The organism is Modestobacter versicolor, from assembly GCF_014195485.1.
GTDB lineage: Bacteria > Actinomycetota > Actinomycetes > Mycobacteriales > Geodermatophilaceae > Modestobacter > Modestobacter versicolor.
In genome coordinates this window covers 214,637-229,575 of sequence record NZ_JACIBU010000001.1, presented here as the reverse complement: position 1 = coordinate 229,575, position 14,939 = coordinate 214,637, and the positions used below count along the sequence as shown (strand labels likewise).

The 14,939-nt window shown below is 76.6% G+C and carries 13 protein-coding genes; 7 read left to right on the top strand and 6 right to left on the bottom strand.

Going from position 1 to position 14,939, the window contains the following annotated elements:
• Nucleotides 1-16 precede the first annotated feature (16 nt).
• From FHX36_RS01055 to FHX36_RS01035, 5 genes are all read left to right on the top strand, one after another.
• Entirely contained in the window at nt 17-1,345 is a 1,329-nt protein-coding gene (locus FHX36_RS01055; RefSeq protein WP_246405376.1) for a glycosyltransferase family 4 protein, read from the top strand.
• Nucleotides 1,339-2,178 (top strand): methyltransferase domain-containing protein, encoded by an 840-nt coding sequence (locus FHX36_RS01050; RefSeq protein WP_183513436.1) that lies wholly within the window; start codon nt 1,339-1,341, stop codon nt 2,176-2,178. Before FHX36_RS01055 ends, FHX36_RS01050 begins: the two co-directional genes overlap by 7 nt.
• Nucleotides 2,171-3,244, top strand: coding sequence for a glucosidase family protein (locus tag FHX36_RS01045; RefSeq protein ID WP_183513435.1), 1,074 nt, complete (start codon nt 2,171-2,173; stop codon nt 3,242-3,244). The genes FHX36_RS01050 and FHX36_RS01045 overlap by 8 nt, the downstream gene beginning before the upstream one ends.
• 61 nt (nt 3,245-3,305) lie before the next feature.
• Nucleotides 3,306-4,163, top strand: a complete 858-nt coding sequence (locus FHX36_RS01040; protein WP_258372922.1) for a glycosyltransferase family 2 protein — start codon at nt 3,306-3,308, stop codon at nt 4,161-4,163.
• The gene (locus FHX36_RS01035; RefSeq protein ID WP_110553337.1) at nt 4,160-5,095 is read left to right on the top strand and encodes a glycosyltransferase family 2 protein; all 936 of its coding nucleotides are present in this window, start codon (nt 4,160-4,162) and stop codon (nt 5,093-5,095) included. The genes FHX36_RS01040 and FHX36_RS01035 overlap by 4 nt, the downstream gene beginning before the upstream one ends.
• 94 nt (nt 5,096-5,189) lie before the next feature.
• Here the strand turns inward: FHX36_RS01035 and pip are convergent, their stop codons facing one another.
• Together pip and FHX36_RS01025 are read right to left on the bottom strand one after the other, a co-directional pair.
• A complete protein-coding gene (gene pip / locus FHX36_RS01030) occupies nt 5,190-6,134 on the bottom strand; it encodes a prolyl aminopeptidase (protein WP_110553336.1) in 945 nt (314 codons plus the stop codon).
• Entirely contained in the window at nt 6,134-6,466 is a 333-nt protein-coding gene (locus FHX36_RS01025) for a TraR/DksA family transcriptional regulator (RefSeq protein WP_110553335.1), read from the bottom strand. The genes pip and FHX36_RS01025 overlap by 1 nt, the downstream gene beginning before the upstream one ends.
• 112 nt (nt 6,467-6,578) lie before the next feature.
• On the opposite strand from FHX36_RS01025, the gene FHX36_RS01020 reads away from it, so the two are divergent.
• On the top strand, nt 6,579-7,553 hold the full coding sequence (locus tag FHX36_RS01020; RefSeq protein WP_110553334.1) for an ATP-binding cassette domain-containing protein: 975 nt from the start codon (nt 6,579-6,581) through the stop codon (nt 7,551-7,553).
• Nucleotides 7,550-8,368 (top strand): ABC transporter permease, encoded by an 819-nt coding sequence (locus FHX36_RS01015; RefSeq protein ID WP_110553333.1) that lies wholly within the window; start codon nt 7,550-7,552, stop codon nt 8,366-8,368. Before FHX36_RS01020 ends, FHX36_RS01015 begins: the two co-directional genes overlap by 4 nt.
• Here the strand turns inward: FHX36_RS01015 and FHX36_RS01010 are convergent.
• The 4 genes from FHX36_RS01010 to FHX36_RS00995 all read right to left on the bottom strand — a co-directional run bounded on the left by FHX36_RS01010 (nt 8,350) and on the right by FHX36_RS00995 (nt 14,931).
• Entirely contained in the window at nt 8,350-11,595 is a 3,246-nt protein-coding gene (locus FHX36_RS01010; protein ID WP_183513434.1) for a BTAD domain-containing putative transcriptional regulator, read from the bottom strand. The two genes, FHX36_RS01015 and FHX36_RS01010, sit on opposite strands and share 19 nt — an antisense overlap.
• 26 nt (nt 11,596-11,621) lie before the next feature.
• Nucleotides 11,622-12,239, bottom strand: a complete 618-nt coding sequence (locus FHX36_RS01005) for a class I SAM-dependent methyltransferase (protein WP_343056544.1) — start codon at nt 12,237-12,239, stop codon at nt 11,622-11,624.
• On the bottom strand, nt 12,236-13,600 hold the full coding sequence (locus tag FHX36_RS01000; protein WP_183513432.1) for a YibE/F family protein: 1,365 nt from the start codon (nt 13,598-13,600) through the stop codon (nt 12,236-12,238). Before FHX36_RS01000 ends, FHX36_RS01005 begins: the two co-directional genes overlap by 4 nt.
• A gap of 77 nt (nt 13,601-13,677) precedes the next feature.
• Nucleotides 13,678-14,931, bottom strand: coding sequence for a M20 metallopeptidase family protein (locus FHX36_RS00995; protein ID WP_343056543.1), 1,254 nt, complete (start codon nt 14,929-14,931; stop codon nt 13,678-13,680).
• Between the last annotated feature and the right edge of the window lie 8 nt (nt 14,932-14,939).

Genomic DNA, 14,939 nt, shown 5'->3' with positions numbered 1-14,939 from the left:
TGGTTAGAGTCCGGGCATGGGACGGTCGCTGCGGGTGGCACTGCTGTCCTACCGGAGCAAGCCCCACGGCGGTGGCCAGGGCGTCTACGTCCGGGCGCTGTCCCGCGAGCTGCGCGAGCTGGGGCACCGGGTCGAGGTGCTGAGCGGCCAGCCCTACCCCGAGCTCGACGAGGGCGTCCCGCTGACGCGGGTGCCCAGCCTGGACCTCTACCGGGAGCCCGACCCGTTCCGGACGCCGCGTCCCAGCGAGTTCCGGAGCCTGGTCGACGTCGCAGAGTGGGCGACCATGTGCACCGCCGGGTTCCCCGAGCCGCTGACCTTCACCCTGCGGGCGGCCCGGCTGCTCGGCCGGCGCACCGGCGAGTTCGACCTGGTCCACGACAACCAGTCGCTGGGCTACGGCCTGCTGCAGCTGCGCCGCCGCGGGCTGCCGACCGTCGCGACGGTGCACCACCCGATCGCCATCGACCGCGACCTGGAGCTGGCCGCGGCCGCCGGCCTGCGCAAGCGGCTGACGCTGCGCCGCTGGTACGCCTTCACCGCCATGCAGGCCCGGGTCGCGCAGCGGCTGGACGGGATCACCACCGTCTCGGAGAGCTCCCGCCGCGACATCGCCCGGCACATGGGCGTGCCCGGCTCCGCGGTGCAGGTCATCCCGGTGGGCATCGACCCGGACGTCTTCCGGCCCCCGGCGGACGACGCCGTGCGGGAGCCGGCCTCCATCGTGGTCACCACCAGCGCCGACGTGCCGCTCAAGGGGCTGGTGCACCTGCTGGAGGCGGTGGCGAAGCTGCGCACCGAGCGCGACGTCCGGCTGACCGTCGTCGGCACCGCCCGCCCGGGCGGGCCGGCGGCCACGGCGCTGGACCGGCTGGGGCTCGGCGACGCCGTCCGCTTCACCGGCCCGGTGCCCACCGACGAGCTGGTGCGGCTGCTGCAGACCGCCACCGTGGTCGCGATCCCCTCGCTCTACGAGGGCTTCTCGCTGCCCGCCGTCGAGGCCATGGCGTGCGGCACCCCGCTGGTGACGACCGACGCCGGTGCCCTGCCGGAGGTCGTCGGCTCGCACGCCGGGGTGCAGGTGCCGGCCGGCGACGTCGGCCGGTTGGCCGAGGCCCTGCAGCTGGTGCTGGACCACCCCTCCCTGCAGGAGCAGCTGGGCCGGGCCGGCCGGGCCCGGGTGCTGGGCGCCTACACCTGGCGGCGCACGGCCGAGCGCACCGCCGAGTGGTACGCGGAGGTCCTCGACCGCCGGGCGGCGACCGGCAGCACCGGCAGCACCGGCGAAGCGAACGGCGGCACCGGACCTGGCACGGGCCGGGCCACCGGGAGCGCCGCGTGCTGACCGTCGACTACGACCTGCTCGACGTCCGGGCCGGCATGCGGGTCCTGGACCTGGGCTGCGGCGAGGGCCGGCACGCCTTCGAGGCCTACCGCCGCGGCGCCTCGGTGCTCGCCGTCGACTGGGGTCAGCACGAGGTGGCCACCACCCAAGAGTGGCTCGGCGCCATCGCGGCAGCCGGCGAGGCACCCGCGGGCGCCTCGGCCGCCGTGGCCCGCGGCGACCTGCGCGCGCTGCCGGTGCCCGACGCCAGCGTCGACCGGGTCATCGCGTCGGAGGTCCTGGAGCACATCCCCGACGACCGGGCCGCGTTCGCCGAGATCGCCCGGGTGCTCCGCCCCGGCGGCCGGGTGGCGGTGACCGTGCCCCGGTACGGCCCGGAGCGGATCTGCTGGGCGCTGTCCGACGCGTACCACGCGAACGAGGGCGGGCACATCCGCATCTACCGCGGCGACCAGCTGTGGGAGCGGCTCGCGACCGTCGGGCTGCAGCCCACCGACACCCACCACGCGCACGCCCTGCACGCGCCGTACTGGTGGCTCAAGTGCGCCGTGGGGGTCGACCGGGACACCGCTGCCGTGCGCGCCTACCACCGGCTGCTCGTCTGGGACCTCACCCGGCGGCCGTGGCTGACCCGCACCGCGGAGCGGCTGCTCGACCCGTTGCTCGGCAAGAGCTTCGTCATCTACGCCGACAAGCCGGCGACCCCGGCGGCGCAAGCGGCCACGGCGGCCACGGCGGCCACGGCGGCCACGGCGGCCACGGCGGCCACGGCGGCCACGGCGGCCACGGCGGCGCAGCCGGCCGACCCCGGCCAGGCCCTGGCGAGTGCCTGAGCTCGTCCCGGCGCTGCCCGAGGTGCCGGGGGTGCTCAGCGCCGACCAGCTGAACCAGACCGTCGCCGCGATCGCCGCCGAGCAGGCCGCCGACGGAGCCCTGCCCTGGTTCCGCGGCGGGCAGCTGGACGCCTGGGACTCCGTCGAGGCCGCGATGGCCCTCGACGTCGGCGGCCGGCACGATCGGGCCCGCGCCGCCTACACCTGGCTGGCCGGCCGGCAGCGCCCCGACGGCTCGTGGGCCGCGGAGTACCGCGACGGCGCGGTCACCGCCCCGGCCGTGGAGAGCAACCACGCCGGCTACCTCGCCGTCGGGGTCTGGCACTCCTGGCTGTGCACCGGCGACGAGCAGCTGGTCGACCGGCTCTGGCCGGCCGTGCGCCGCGCGCTGGACCTGGTGACGGCCATGCAGCTGCCCAGCGGCGCGATCAGCTGGGCGCTGCGCCCCGACGGCACCCCCGACGACACCGCGCTGCTCACCGGCAACGCGAGCCTGTACCAGGCGCTGCGGGCCGGCATCGCCCTCGCCGGGCTGGTCGGCCACGAGCAGCCGGACTGGGACCTCGCCGCCGCCGACCTCGGCCGCACCCTGCGCGAGGACCCCGCCGCGTTCGCCGACCGGTCGCGGTACTCGATGGACTGGTACTACCCGGTGCTGGCCGGCGCGGTCACCGGCCCGGCGGCCACCGAGCGGCTCGCGGCGGGCTGGGACACCTTCGTCGTCCCCGGGCTGGGCGTGCGCTGCGTCGCCGACCGGCCGTGGGTGACCGGGGCGGAGACCTGCGAGCTCGCCCTGGCCCTCGCCGCCGTCGGCCGGGTCGACGACGCCACCGAGCAGCTGGCGTCCATGCAGCACCTGCGCGCCGACGACGGCTCCTACTGGACCGGCCTGGTCTACGCCGACGACGCCCGCTGGCCGGTCGAGCGCACCACCTGGACGGCGGCCGCCGTGGTGCTGGCCGCCGACGCGATCGCCGGCACCGGCCCGGCCGCCGCGCTGTTCGCCGACCCAGCGGCGCTCGACCGGCCGGCCGCCCCGGTCGCCGAACCCGGCGCCGGCCGGTGAACAGCTGGGGTGTGCGGCAGCTCCTGGGTTGACTGGAGCACGGATGGGGCAGGCTGCAGGGGTGATCACTGAGCTCCACCCACCGCGCCCGGCGGTGACCTGCGTGGTCGCCAGTCGCAACCGCCGCGCCGACCTGCTCGCCAGCCTGCCCCGGCACGAGGCCCCCGTCGTCCTTGTCGACAACGCCTCCACCGACGGCACGGTCGAGGCGGTCCGCGCCGCCCACCCCGACGTCACCGTCGTCCCGCTGGACCGCAACGCCGGCGCCGTCGCCCGCACCCTGGGCACCGCCCGGGCCGGCACCCCCTTCGTGGCCTTCACCGACGACGACTCCTGGTGGGCGCCTGGCGACCTGGCCCGCGCCGCGGAGATCATGCGCGCGCACCCGCGGCTGGGCCTGCTCGCCGCCCGGATCCTGGTCGGCACCGAGGAGGAGCTCGACCCGGTCTGCACCGAGATGGCCGCCAGCCCGCTCGGCACCGATCCCGACCTGCCCGGCCCCTCGCTGCTCGGCTTCGTCGCCTGCGCCGCCCTGGTGCGAACTGAGGCCTTCACCGCCGTCGGCGGCTTCGACCCGGTCGTCCGCTTCCCCGGCGAGGAGGAGCGGCTGGCCCTCGACCTCGCCGCCGCCGGCTGGGGGCTGGCCTACGTCGATGAGGTCACCGTCCACCACCACCCGTCGACGAGCCGCGACCCGAACACGGTCCGCCAGGCCGGGATCTGGCGCAGCCGGGTGCTCACCGCGCTGATGCGCTACCCGCTGCGCGACCTGCTCGGCCAGCTGGTCCGGGCCGCCGGGGCCGGTCGTCCCGGCTGGCGCGGGCTGGTCGGCGCCGTCCCCCGGGTGCCCGCCGCCCTGCGCCGCCGCCGGGTGCTGCCCCGCCCGGTGATGGCCGGCGTCCGGGAGCTGTCCCGGTGACCAGCGAGCTGGCCGAACCGGTCACCACCGGCTCCGGGCCCGACCCCCGGGTCGCGGTCGTCGTGATCACCCACCAGCGCCGGGACGAGCTGCTGCTGGCGCTCTCCCGGCTGCGCCAGCTCCCCGAGCAGCCGCACGTCGTGGTGGTCGACAACGGCTCCACCGACGGCACCGCGGCCGCCGTCCGCGAGCAGCACCCCTGGGTCGAGCTGATCGCCAGCCCCACCAACCTGGGCGCGGTCGGCCGCAACCTCGGCGTCGCCCGGCTGGACACCCCCTACGTCGCCTTCTGCGACGACGACACCTGGTGGGACCCGGGCTCGCTGCGCACCGCCGCGGACGCGCTGGACGCCCACCCCCGGCTCGCCGTCCTCACCGCGCGGATCCTGGTCGAGCCCGGCGGGGTCGAGGACCCGATCGTCGCCGAGCTGCGCGACTCACCCGTCGTCGGCGCCGACTGGCTCCCCGGCCCAGCGCTGGGCAGCTTCCTGGCCGGGGCGAGCGTGCTGCGCCGCGACGCCTTCGACGAGGTCGGCGGCTTCAACGACCGGCTGTGGCTGGGCGGTGAGGAGGAGCTGATGGCCGGCGACCTCGCCGCCCGCGGGTGGGAGCTCTGCTACCTGCCCAGCCTGACGATCCACCACCAGGCCAGCACCGCCCGCGACCCGCACAAACGCCGGGCCGACGGCATCCGCAACACCCTCTGGACGACGTGGCTGCGCCGCCCGGTCCGGCCGGCGCTCCGGCGCACCGTGCACCTGCTGCGCACCGTCCCGCGCGACCGGGTCACCGCGCGCGGGCTGCTCGCCGCCGTCCGCGGGATGCCGTGGGTGCTGCGCGAGCGCCGGGTGCTCCCGCCGCACGCCGAGGCCCGGTTCGCCGCGCTCGAGGACGCGCAGAAGAACTCGAACGCCCGCCGCTACGTCAGCTGAGCCTGCGGCGGTCGGCGGGGGCTCGTCGAGATACGGCTCAGTGCGGTGACCGGAGCGCCGGACACCGCAGCGGGCCGCATCTGGACGCGACCGGTCAGCGGCCGGCGAACCGCTCGATCGCCGCGCCGATGGCCGGGCCCATGCTCGCGCTCGAGTGCCCGGCGTCGCCGATGACGACCAGCTCGCTGCCCGGCCACGCCCGGTGCAGCTGCCACGCGGTCTCCAGCGGGCCGCTGACGTCGTAGCGGCCGTGCACCATCACCCCCGGGATGCCGGCCAGCCGGCCGGCATCCCGGAGCAGCTGGCCCGGCGCCAGGAAGCAGCCGTGGGCCCAGTAGTGGGTGACCACCCGGGCGAAGCAGAGCTGGAACTCCGGCGGCCGTAGCGACAACCGCGGTGCGGCGTCCGGGGCGAGGGAGATGTGCACGTCCTCCCAGTCGCACCAGTCCTGCGCGGCCTTCGCGCGGACGGCGGGGTCCGGGTCGTGCAGCAGCCGGCTGTAGGCGGCGGCCAGGTCGCCGTCCGGCTCGGCCGCGGGCACGCCGTCCCGGAACCGCTCCCACTCGCGCGGGAACACCCGGCCCATGTCCCGGGTGATCCAGTCGGTCTCCCGCCGGTCGCCGGAGGTGATCGCGACCAGCACCAGCTCGGTCACCCGCTCCGGGTGCGCCTGCGCGTAGGCCAGCCCCAGCGTCACGCCCCACGACCCGCCCCACACCAGCCAGCGGTCGATGCCCAGGTGCTCGCGCAGCCGCTCGACGTCGGCGACCAGGTGCGGGGTCGTGTTGGCCGACAGGTCGACCTCCGGGTCACCGGCGTAGGGGGTGCTCCGCCCGCTGTTGCGCTGGTCGAAGATCACGATCCGCCAGTGCGCCGGGTCGAACGCCCGCCGCATGCCCGGGGTGCCACCGGCCCCGGGGCCGCCGTGCAGCATCACCGCCGGCTTTCCGTCGGGGTTGCCGAGGACCTCCCAGTACAGCGAGTGCCCGTCGCCGACGTCGAGCATCCCGGTCTCGTACGGCTCGACCTGCGGCGGCATCAGCGCGCGCAGTCGATGCAGGTGCGGGCCTGCGGCCGGGCGGCGAGCCGTTCGGCGGCGATCTCCCGGCCGCACTCCGCACACCGGCCGTAGTCGCCCGCCGCCGCGCGGGCCAGCGCGTCGTCGACGTCGACCAGCCGCTGCCGCGCCTGGTCCAGCAGCGCGGCGACCTGCTGCCGCTCGAAGGCGATCGTCGCCCCCTCCGGGTCGTGCTCGTCGTCGGCGTTGGACGACGCCGATGCCGCCACGACCTCGTCGAACTCCGCGGTGAGCGCCGCGATCTGCGCGAGGGTCTCCGCCCGGGTCCGGGCCAGGTCCTGTGCTGCCGTCACCGGCCCATCGTGCCCCGTCAGCGCGTGTCAGCGGGCGTCAGTGCGCCGTCGGTGCCGCGTCAGCGCCGCCGCCGACCCTCTGCGGTGCACACACCGACGTCCAGGAGGACCGATGGAGAACACGATCGAGGCCACCGGCCTCGAGCTCAGCTACGGCGACACCCGCGCGCTGGCCGGGGTCGACCTGTCCGCCCCGGCCGGCACGGTCCTCGGCGTCCTCGGCCCCAACGGCGCCGGCAAGACGACCGCGGTCCGGGTGCTGGCCACCCTGCTCCGCGCCGACTCCGGCAGCGCCCGGATCTGCGGCCACGACGTCGCCACCGAGCCCGACCGGGTGCGCGAGCTGATCGGCCTGACCGGCCAGTACGCCTCGGTCGACGAGGACCTCACCGGCCGGCAGAACCTGGTGATGATCGGCCGGCTGCTCGGGCTCTCCCGGCCCGAGGCGCACGCCCGGGCCACCGAGCTGCTCGCCCAGTTCAGCCTCACCGACGCCGGCGGCCGCTCGGCGAAGACCTACTCCGGTGGCATGCGGCGCCGGCTGGACCTCGCGGCCAGCCTGGTCAACCGCCCGCGGGTGCTCTTCCTCGACGAGCCGACCACCGGGCTGGACCCGCGCAGCCGCAACGGGGTGTGGGACACCGTCCGCGGCCTGGTCGACGACGGCACCACCGTGCTGCTCACCACCCAGTACCTGGAGGAGGCCGACGAGCTCGCCGACGACATCGTCGTCTTCGACTCCGGCAGGGTGGTGGCCCGCGGCACCAGCGACGAGCTCAAGGCGCGCACCGGCGCGCAGACGCTCACCGTCCGCCCCCGCGACCGCGCCGACTCCCCCCGCGTGCTCGAGGTGCTGGAGCAGGTCAGCGGCGCGGTGCCCACCACCGACTCCCGCGGCACCTCCTCGGTGCCCGTGCCCAGCGAGGCGCTGCTCGGCGCCGTCCTGGACCGGCTCACCACCCAGGGCATCGCCGTCTCCGAGCTCGCCGTCCGGCTGCCCAGCCTGGACGACGTCTTCTTCGCCCTCACCGGCCACGGCGCCGAGGACGAGACCCCCACCGACACCCGACAGGAGGCCCTGGCATGACCACCGCCACCGCCGCACCCCCGACCACCGCACCGCGCCCGGCCGCCCGGGCCACTGGCAGCTCCGCGGTGCAGCAGTCGCTCACGCTCGCCTGGCGCAACGTGGTGAAGATCCGCCACCAGCCCGAGGCGCTGATGGACGTCAGCCTGCAGCCGATCATCTTCACGGTGCTGTTCGTGTTCGTCTTCGGCGGCGCGATCGCCGGCGACTGGCGCGACTACCTGACCTACCTGGTGCCCGGCATCCTGGCGCAGACGCTGATGTTCGCCACCGGCGGCATCGGGGTCGCGCTGAACAACGACATCACCAAGGGCGTGTTCGACCGGTTCCGCAGCCTGCCGATCGCCCGATCGGCCCCGCTGGTCGGCGCGGTGGTCGCCGACGTCGTCCGCTACCTGACGGCGATCGTCGTGCTGCTGGCCTTCGTCACGGCGCTCGGCTTCCGGACGACGGAGGGCCTCCCCGCCCTGCTGCTGGCCGTGGTCGTGGCCATCGCCTTCGCCATGTGCCTGTCCTGGGTGTTCGTCTGGATCGGGCTCACGGTCCGCTCGGCCGGCGCGGTGCAGGGCATCGGCTTCCTGGCGATGTTCCCGCTCACCTTCGGCAGCTCGGCGCTGGTCGCGGTCGACACCCTGCCCGGCTGGCTGCAGGGCTTCACCCGCAACAACCCGGTGACCCACCTGATCGACACGGTCCGGGGACTGCTGCTCGGGGGGCCGGTGGCCGAGCCGCTGGCCTGGACGGCGGGCTGGGGCGCGGTCCTGCTGGTGGTCTTCGTGCCGCTGGCGATGCGGGCCTACCGGCGCCGGGTCTGACCCCCGTCGGCCGGCACCGGCACCGGGCGCCAGCCGCCGGTGGGGTCGACCCCCAGCCCGGCGAGCACCTCGTCGCGGGGGACGGCCTCACCGGCGGCCCGCAGCCGGTCGAACTCCGGGTCGCCCAGCGCGGCGCGCAGCCGCTGCTCGGTGACCCGCGCCCCCAGGTCGCCGAGGTCGCGCCGGCCGCGGACCGCGGTCGCCATGCCCAGCAGGCGGGCGGCCTGCTCGTGGTCACCGTCGACCCCGACGACCGCGGCCCGGGCCAGCACCACGTTCGCCGCGACCGGCATGTCACCAGCCCCCTCCACGGCCAGCCGCAGCGCCGGCTCCAGGAGCCGGTACGCCTCGGTGATCAGATCGGATGCCGCCGCGGGCTCCCGTTCGGCGCGGGCGGCCAGCACCCCGGTCGTGCCGGCGAGCACCATCGCCTCGATCTGCGGCGGCCCACCGCTGGTGGCCCGCACGTGCTCCAGCGCCAGGCGGTGCCACCGCTCGGCGTCGTCCAGCCGGCCGGCCAGCAGGGCGAACGCGCCGGCCGCGGCCTCGGCGCCGGCCAGGTGCAGACCCCCGTCGCGGCTCAGCTCGGCGAGCACCTGCGCCACCTCGGCATCCGCCCGCACGAGGTCACCGGCGAGCGCGTACGCCATCGCCAGCCGGATCCGCATCATCGGGGTGTCGTCGGTGGTGCCGAGCTCCTCGGACAGCTCGACGGCCTCCGTGAGCCACCCGATCGCGCCCGCCGCGTCGCCGTCGACCGAGCTCAGCCCGCCGAGCGCGGCCGCGGTGAAGGAGCGGCCCCAGCGGTCGCCGAGCCGCACGAACTCGGCGTGCGCCTCCCGCAGGTCCTCGGCCATGCCGTGCAGCTCGCCGAGGTTCTCCGCGAGCTGCGCCCGGATGGCCCGCGCCGCGGCCACCACCCACCGGTCCGGGTGGCCCTCGAGCAGCAGGAGCGCCTCGAGCGAGCGGAAGTCGCCGGAGAACACCATCGCGATCGCCCAGGCCAGCGCCCCCAGCGGCTCGGTCGACCGGTAGGTGCGCTCGGGCGGCAGGTCGCCGATCGCCCGCAGCGCCGGCACCGCCGACTGCCAGTCACCGCCCTCCGCCCGGCCCATGGCGCTGAACGCCTCGCACATCGCGCGCAGCGCCGGTGACCCGCCGGGCACGCTGATCACCTCGGTCAGCCAGCGGCCCGCGGCCACCTGCCGGCCGGTGAGCAGCCAGTACCAGCTGAGCCGGGCGCCCAGGTGGACGGCGGCCTCCCCGTCCCCGGCGGCCACGCAGCGCTGCAGCACCGCCAGCAGCCCGTCGTGCTCGGCGTGCATCCGCTGCAGCGCGGCCAGCTGGCCGGTGCCGCGCAGCTGCGGGTCCAGCTCGTCGACCAGCTGCAGGCACCACGCGGTCTGGGCGGCCTCGACCCGGCTGCGCTCCCCCGCCGCGGTGAGCTGCTCGCCGGCGTAGGCGCGGATCGTCTCCAGCATCCGGTACCGGACACCGCCGTCCTGGCCGTCCTCGGCGACCGCGAGCAGCATCGACTTCTCGACCAGCCCGGTGATCGCGTCCAGCACCGCTCCGGTGCCCCAGCCCGGGTCGCCGCAGACCTGCTCGGCGGTGTCCAGCGTGGCCCCGCCGGCGAAGACCGACAGCCGCCGGGCGACCTCCTGCTCGCGCTCGTCCAGGGCCTCCCAGCTCCACTCGACCACCGCGCGCAGCGTCTGGTGCCGCGGGAGCGCCACCCGACTGCCCCCGGTGAGCAGCGAGAACCGGTCGTCCAGCCGGGCGGCGATCTGCCCGATGCCCAGGGTGCGCAGCCGGGCCGCGGCGAGCTCGAGCGCCAGCGGCATGCCGTCCAGCCGGCGGCAGACCTCCAGCACGGCCGGCAGCGTCGCCGGCGTGACGGCGAAGTCCGGGCGCACCGCCGCGGCCCGGTCGGCGAACAGCTGGACCACCGGTGAGCCGGCGGCGGCCTCGTCGTCGGCAGCGGGCACCTCCAGCGGGCCGACCGGCAGCACCGCCTCCCCCGGGATCCCGAGCGGCTCGCGGCTGGTGGTGAGCACCTGCAGCCGGGGGCAGTGCCCGAGCAGGTCGTCGGTGAACGCGGCGACCGCCGCGACCAGGTGCTCGCAGTTGTCGAGCACCAGCAGCGCCCGCCGGTCGGCGAACGTCTCCTGCAGCCGGGCGCTGGCCTCGACCAGGGTGGGCACCCGCTCCAGCGACGTGCCCTCGCGCTGCCCAACCGCGGACAGCACCGCCGCGGGCAGCAGCCGGGCGTCGGCGACCGGGGCCAGCTCGACCCACCACACGCCGTCCGGCACGTCGGCCCGGCGCCGGTGCGCGGCCTCCAGCGCCAGCCGGGTCTTGCCCGCGCCGCCCGGGCCCAGCAGGGTGACCAGCCGCCCGCCGTCGAGCAGCCCGGCGACCGCCTCCAGCTCGCCGTCGCGGCCGCGGAAGCTGGTCAGCGGGGTGCGCAGCGGGCCGCCATCCCGGGGTGGTGCCGATGCCCCACCGCGCAGGACGGCGAGGTGCTCGGCCTGCAGCGCCGCGGACGGGTCCATGCCCAGCTCGTCGGCCAGCCGGTCGCGGCAGCGCTCGTAGGCGGCCAGCGCCTCCGCCGAGCGGCCGAGCCGGGCCAGGGCCCGCACCTGCAGCAGGCAGAGCGGCTCGCGCAGCGGGTGCGCGGCGACCAGCTCCTCCAGCTCGGCGAGCGCCGCTGCCGCGCGGCCGCGCTCCAGCTCGCCGCCGAGCCGCTGCTCGGCCGCGGTGAGCCGCAGCTCGTCCCAGCGGGCGGCCAGCGGGCCGGTGAACGCCAGGTCGCGCAGGTCGGCCAGCGCCGGCCCCCGCCACAGCTGCTCCGCCTCCCGCAGCAGCGCCAGCGCGCGGTCGGGGTCGCGGTCCTCCCGCGCGCGGGCGACCAGCGCCTCGAACCGGCCGGCGTCGACCGCGTCGGCGGGCAGGTCGAGCAGGTACCCGTGCGCCTGGGCGCGCAGCGGCACCGCGGGCAGCGCCCGGCGCAGCCTGGACACCAGCGCCTGGACGGCGTTGCCCGGGGCGGCCGGCGGGTCGGCGTCCCAGACCGCCTCGATCAGCGTGTCCAGGCCGACGACCCGGCCGGGCTCGACCGCCAGCCGGGCCAGCAGGGCACGGGCGCGCGGGCCGCCGACGTCGACCGGCTGCCCGTCCTCGCCGAGCACGGCGACCGGGCCGAGCAGGCAGATGCGGACGGGCACGGCTGACATCGTCCCCCACGCGGAGGTCAGGACGAGGTGCGGCTCAGCAGGCGCAGCGACCCGGTGCCGGGGAGCTCGGTGAACTGACCGGACCCGAGCACCCGGGTGTAGACGCCGAACGGCGCCTGCCCGCCGTCGGCGGGGTCGGGGAAGACGTCGTGGACGGCCAGCGTGCCGCCGACGGCGAGCTTGGCGACCCACGCGTCCTGGTCGCGCCGGGCGGACTCCTCGGTGTGGCTGCCGTCGAGGAACAGCAGCGCCAGCGGGGTCGACCAGAGCGGGGCGAGCACCTCCGAGCGGGTGACCACGGCGACGACGACGTCCTCCGCGCCGGCGGCGGCGATGGTGCGGCGGAAGGCGGGCAGGGTGTCGATCCGGCCGACGAGCGGGTCGACCAGCGACGGGTCGTGGTACTCCCAGCCGGGCTGGTGCTCCTCGGAGCCGCGGTGGTGGTCGACGGTGACCACCTGGCGGCCGGTCTCCCGGGCGGCGGCGGCCAGGTACAGCGCCGACTTGCCCATCCAGCTGCCCACCTCCAGCAGCGGGCCCGGGACGGCGACCGCGCGGGCCGCCTCGTACAGCGCGCGGCCCTCGTCCGGGGGCATGAACCCGGGGGCGGCGGCCGCGGCCTCGAGCAGGTTCACCGCGGGTCCCGGGGCCGCGGCGGGTCGACCCGCGGGCCGGCGGCCTGCTCCTCGCGCGCCGCCCGCAGGCGCTCCCGGCGGCGCTCGGCCGCGAGCTCCTCCTCGGTGCGCTCGGCCGCGGGCTCGGCGGCCGCGGTGGTCACCGTCGAGACGGTGGCGACCAGGGCACCGATCAGCGTGGTCACCGGCACCGCGAGCACCAGCGCGATCCCGCCGACCAGGGTGCGGACCACCTCCTCGCCGATCACGCTGCCGGTCAGCACGGTCCAGAACGGGCGCTCGTAGAGGTCGAAGAGCAGCAGCAGCGGGAGCGCGGCGCCGGCGTAGGCGAAGACGATCGTGTAGATCGTCGAGGCGATGTGGTCGCGGCCGATGGACATGCCGCGGCCGAACAGCTCCCGCCAGCCGGCGGTCGGCGCGGCCTCGTGCAGCTGCCACACCGCCGAGGACTGGGTGATCGTGACGTCGTTGAGGATGCCCAGCCCGGCGACGACGGTGGCGGCGAGCACCAGCCCGGAGAAGTCCAGGGTGGGGTCGAACTGCAGCAGCTGGACGGTGTCCTCGCTGGCGAACCCGGTCAGCTTGGCCGCGGCCACCGCGAGCGAGCCCAGCAGCGCGCTGAGCGCGAGCCCGAACAGGGTGCCCAGCAGCGCCGTCGTCGTCCGGGCCGAGAAGCCGTGGGCCAGGTAGAGGACGACGAACATGATCGCCGAGGAGCCCACCAGGCTGACCCAGATCGGCGAGGAGCCCTCCAGCAGCGCCGGGAGCATGAACTGCAGCAGGACGACGAAGGCGAAGCCCAACCCGAGCAGGGCCAGCAGCCCGCGCAGCCGGGCGACCGCGCCGACCACCAGCGTGAAGGCGAGCGCCAGGACGATGATCGGGGTGCTGCGGGGGAAGTCCTGGAAGGCGTAGGTCGCCTGGCCGGTGTCCACGCCGGGGTCCCGGTTGAGCACCAGCTCGTCGCCGACCCGCACGCCCTCGGCGATGACCTCCGGCGGCACCTCGACCTGCACGTAGTCCCCCGCGCTCTCGCCGTCGGCGATGACCATCACCGCGGTGCCGCAGGTCTGCGCCGGCGCGTTGCCGGTGGCCTCGGCGCACTGGAAGGTCTCCAGCGTCGCGATGGTCGCCTCCGGGTAGGTCGTGCCCGGCGGCAGGAACGACTCGGCGGCCTGCTGGGCCGCCGTCTTCTCCCCGCCGGGCCACAGCAGCCCGAGCCCGACCAGGGTGGCGAGCCCGATCGGCACGAGGACGACGAGCATCAGCCGGACGGCGCGACGCCGCCGGGCGGTGACCGCGGGGTCCGCCGGGAGGGCCGCTCCGGTCTCGGGTCCGTGGCTGTGGGAGTGGGCCGGCACCTCGTCAGGCTAGGTCCCGGCGGCACCGATCACCGCCCCGACGGCCCGGAGCGGAGGTCGCGTCCGCCACTCGCCGGTCAGCCGGCGGGTGCCTCGACCGGCCCCAGCAGCCCGGCGCCGGCCAGGTAGCCCGCGAGCAGCGCGGCGGCCACCTCGCCGACGACCTCGTCGCCGGGCAGGAACCGCGGCGAGTGCAGCCCGGGCCGCCGGCCGTCGGCGGTCTCCGGTCCCCCGTCGACGCCGAGGAAGAGCATCAGCCCCCGGTGGCCGGTGCAGAAGTGAGAGAAGTCGTCGGCGCCGAAGGACCGCCAGCCGTCGTCCACGGTGACCCCGCCGCGCGCCAGCCAGGGCACGGTGGCCCGGGCGATCTCCGGGTCGTTGGCGAGCACCGGCTCGTTGCTCTCGCTGTGCACCGTCGCGGTGCAGCCGTAGGCGGTCGCGGTGTGCTCGGCGACGTCGGTGAGCGCCTGCAGCAGCAGCTCCCGGTCCTCCTCGCGCATCACCCGCAGGCCGCCGCGGGCGCGGGCGGTGTCCGGCACGACGTTGAACGACGCCCCGGCGTCGAGCTGGGTGACCGCCAGCACCGCCCCGACGGTCGGGTCGACCCGGCGGCTGACCAGCTGCTGCAGGTTGACCACGATCGCGGCCAGCGCGAGCACCGGGTCCAGCGTGGTGTGCGGGTAGCCGCCGTGCCCGCCGTGGCCGGTGACGGTGACGGTGAACTCGTCGGTGGCGGCGTTGACCGGGCCCGGCGTCGCGTTGACGACGCCGGCGGCCAGCTGCGGCTGCACGTGCGCGGCGACGACGGAGTCGACCCGCTCCTCGGTGAGCACGCCGGAGGCGACCACGTCGGCGGCCCCGGACGGCGAGCGCTCCTCGCGCGGCTGCAGCAGCAGGACCAGCGGCGCCGGCCCGCCCACCCGGGCCACCGCGCGGGCGACGGCGACCAGGCCGGCCAGGTGCGCGTCGTGCCCGCAGGCGTGCATCACCCCCGTGGTCGACGTCCAGGGCACGCCGGTCGCCTCGTCGACGGCGAGCCCGTCCAGCTCGGCGCGCAGCGCGACGCAGCGGCCGGGCCCGTCGACGACCCGGACCAGCCGGCCGGTGCCGGCCACCGGGCGCCCCTCCCCCAGGCCGAGGGCGGCCACCACGGCGTCCGCGGTGTCCTGCTCCTCGCCGGACAGCCGCGGGTCGGCGTGCAGCCGGTGGCGGAGCTCGACGGCGGCCGGCAGCTCCTCGGCCACCGCGGCCGAGAGCCGGTCGAACCAGGTCTCCAGCGCGGGGTCGGGCTCACCGGGCGGCACGGGGGCATGGACGTCGGGTGCGCTCACCCGGCGAT